The sequence below is a fragment of the Chamaesiphon sp. genome (assembly GCF_041737865.1).
Taxonomy (GTDB): Bacteria; Cyanobacteriota; Cyanobacteriia; order Cyanobacteriales; family Chamaesiphonaceae; genus Chamaesiphon.
The window spans coordinates 1-3,317 of sequence record NZ_JBGSQZ010000158.1 but is presented as its reverse complement, the minus strand read 5'-3'; the positions used below and the strand labels follow the sequence as shown (position 1 = coordinate 3,317).

The 3,317-nt window shown below is 47.6% G+C and carries 4 protein-coding genes; all 4 read left to right on the top strand.

The window, feature by feature from the left end; translation table 11 throughout:
* Nucleotides 1-772, top strand: a 772-nt coding sequence (locus tag ACEW9J_RS11975; RefSeq protein WP_373545351.1) for an efflux RND transporter periplasmic adaptor subunit, incomplete at its 5' end; no start/stop codon positions are given.
* A 38-nt stretch (nucleotides 773-810) separates the two neighbouring features.
* Complete coding sequence (locus ACEW9J_RS11970) at nucleotides 811-2,151, top strand: ABC transporter permease (RefSeq protein ID WP_373545350.1); 1,341 nt, start codon at nucleotides 811-813, stop codon at nucleotides 2,149-2,151.
* A 6-nt stretch (nucleotides 2,152-2,157) separates the two neighbouring features.
* Complete coding sequence (locus tag ACEW9J_RS11965) at nucleotides 2,158-2,835, top strand: ABC transporter ATP-binding protein (protein ID WP_373545349.1); 678 nt, start codon at nucleotides 2,158-2,160, stop codon at nucleotides 2,833-2,835.
* A gap of 77 nt (nucleotides 2,836-2,912) precedes the next feature.
* A partial coding sequence (locus ACEW9J_RS11960; RefSeq protein WP_373545348.1) for an esterase/lipase family protein occupies nucleotides 2,913-3,317 on the top strand: 405 nt, incomplete at its 3' end.

The window sequence follows — 3,317 nt, the reverse complement described above, 5'->3', positions numbered from 1 at the left end:
AGATATCGCCCAAGCCAAAAGCGTCGTCAATCAGCGGCAAGAAGCATTGAACCTCCTCAAAGCCGGATCTCGTCCCGAAGATATCGCCCAAGCCCGCGCCCAGGTAGTAGCAGCCCAAGGTGCAGTCGCGATCGCGCAACGGAATATCGACGATACGGTCATTCGCGCTCCCTTTGCGGGGATTATTGCCCGTAAATATGCCGATCCTGGTGCGTTTGTGACTCCTACCACGGCGGGTAGTGCGGTGACTTCAGCAACCTCATCTTCAATTCTGGCTTTAGCATCTACAAATGAAATTGTGGCGCAGGTAGCCGAAGCCAGTATTTCCCAAATCCGCGTTGGGCAAGTGGCAATTATTAAGGTGGATGCTTATTCTGGCAAAACCTTTGAGGGCAAAGTGACACAAGTTGCTACTCAGTCATTGGTGCAACAAAATGTGACCAGTTTTGAGGTGAAAGTAGCGGTTACTGACTCCCAACGATTGCTCCATCAAGGGATGAATGTGACGATCGATTTCCAAGCTGGAGAGCTAAATCAGGTGCTGATTGTGCCGACGGCGGCGATCGTCCAACAGGCTAAGGCTCAGGGCGTATTTGTGTCGAAACCAGGCGGCGATCCTTTGTTTGTGCCGATCGTGGTGGGGACGACTGTTAATGATAAGACTGAGGTTAAATCTGGTTTAACTGGGAACGAACGGGTTTTACTTAGTTTTCCTGCCGGAACCCGCAAAGTCGGTGGGGGTAGCATCCTTACTGGCGGCGGTGGACGTTAGATAGCCGGAAATATTACCATTTATACATCCTTGAATTCATGCGTAAATCTACCCACCCCACCCTTCGGGCACCCCTCCAAGAAGGGGATTTTCCTAACAAATCCAAATCCCTCCTGCGTCCATCTCGTCGGACTAAACGCAAAATTTCGCTGCTAGAAATATTCTTGATGGCAGTGGAAACCCTGTGGAGCAACAAAGTCCGTAGCGGATTGACGATGCTGGGGATAATTATTGGGATTTCCTCGGTGATTGCGATTACTTCGATCGGTCAAGGAGTCCAAAAGTCAACAGAGCTACAAATTGAGGCATTGGGCACCAACGTGATGCTGGTGTCGGCGGCGGCAGCGAGAACGGGTGGAATCAGTCAGGGAGCTGGTTCTTCGAGTACATTAACCTGGGAAGATGCTCAAGCGATCGCCAAACAAGTCCCCGCAGCCAGCGCAGTTTCGGCATTTTTACAACGCGGTAATATTCAGGTGGTGCGGGGTGATGTCAACATTGCTACAACGGCGATCGGTACGGATTTGAACTACCCAGCCGTGAAAAATATTCAGCCGGAAACGGGAGTATTTTTCCGTCAGGCGGATTTGGATACTGCTAAACCCGTTGTCGTTCTTGGTTCCAAGGTGAGAAATGATTTATTTACCGCGTCGGAAAATCCGATCGGTGCCGATATTCGGATTCGGGGCAATCGCTATACTGTAGTGGGCGTGATGGAGTCGAAAGGGTCGGTTGGGCCGCAAGATCTGGATGACGTGGTTTATCTACCACTGACTAATATGTCCGCTCAAATTGTTGGCAATAATGCCCTCACAGGCGTAGCAATTAATGGTTTCTGGTTAGAATCTAGCGATGCTGACGAGTTAGAAGCGGCACAATTTCAGGTCACAAATGTACTCCGGCTCCGCCATCATATTGTCCCACCAAAACTGGATGATTTTCGAGTTACTAACCAAGTAGATATTATTAAGACTTTCACGAATATTGTCGGGTCATTTTCCCTGATGGTTACGGCGATCGCCGGAATTTCCCTCATCGTTGGTGGCATTGGCATCGCGAATATTATGCTAGTTTCTGTAATGGAACGGACGCGAGAAATCGGCTTGCGAAAAGCCGTAGGTGCGACTAGCGGCGCGATTCTTAGTCAATTTTTGATGGAATCGATCGTCATTTCGAGTATTGGTGGGGCGATCGGCATCGGATTTGGGATCGCCGTTGCGTTTATTGCCGCTACGGTATTCAAATTCCCCTTCATTGTGTCTCTATGGTCGGTGGCGATCGGTTTTATCATTTCGCTGATTGTTGGGGTGTTGGCGGGCGGTATACCTGCCCGTAATGCGGCTAAATTAGACCCGATCTTGGCATTACATGGGGATTAATTGACTATGGCAAGTATGATTTCACTCAAAGATATTACTAAAACTTACCATTTAGGCACGATCGATGTTCCAGTCCTCAAACGCATTAATTTGTCGATCGAAGAGGGCGAATATGTCGCAATCATGGGAGCTTCTGGTTCGGGAAAATCGACCCTAATGAATATTATCGGTTGTCTCGACAGGCCAAGTAGCGGACAATATTTTTTAGCAGGGCAAGATCTGACTAAGCTCGATGATGATGAACTTGCCGATATTCGCAATCAATATATTGGATTTGTATTTCAACAGTTCAACCTCTTACCAAAGCTCACATCCCTCTCGAATGTGATGTTACCGATGATTTATGCCGATGTCGATAAGTCTCAACGAATCGAACAAGCGACAGCCGCATTAGTCCAAGTCGGTTTGAGCGACAGGCTTCAGAATAGCCCTAATCAGCTTTCTGGCGGACAACAACAACGGGTGGCGATCGCCCGTGCTTTAGTCAATCATCCCGCTCTAGTCCTCGCCGATGAGCCGACTGGCGCACTAGATTCCACAACTTCTAAGGAGATTATGAATCTGCTGACAGAGTTAAATCAAAAAGGTACGACGATCGTAGTTGTCACTCACGATGCCAGTGTTGCAGCTAGAACAAAACGGACAATTCGGATGGTGGATGGAGTAATTGTTGAATCGAAATAACCTCGATCTCAAGTAGGTTTGTAGTTTAGAAATCCGGTTGAGTTGCATAATATTTTGTGTCGATCCGACTTATGTGAATGTTACCCACTGTTATATTACCTGGCTACCTCGAAAGTGCCGATGCCTATCTGCCACTTCAACAGGCTTTAACCGAAATAGGTACGCCGACAACGACGGTACCACTACGAGTACGAAATTGGCTACCAACACTCGGCGGTCGATCTATGGTATCGATTTTGCGACAACTTAGTCGAACTGTTAATGCAGCTTTAGTAGATAATAATAGCCAGCAAATTAATCTAGTCGGACACTCAGCCGGAGGGTGGATTAGTCGAATTTATCTGGGAGAAATACCCTATACAATTTATGGTGATGTTACTGCTAGCGCGGTAGGTTTGTGGAATGCTAGAGCTAAAATTGCCACTTTGATTACTTTAGGTACACCGCAGATTAGTTGTGCAAAGTTGACCAAGAAAAACCTC

What these genes read in the sequence shown, in the direction of transcription:
- ACEW9J_RS11970 (WP_373545350.1), top strand. Translation starts at nt 811, where the DNA reads ATGCGTAAATCTACCCACCCCACCCTTCGGGCACCCCTCCAAGAAGGG.
- ACEW9J_RS11965 (WP_373545349.1), top strand. Translation starts at nt 2,158, where the DNA reads ATGGCAAGTATGATTTCACTCAAAGATATTACTAAAACTTACCATTTA.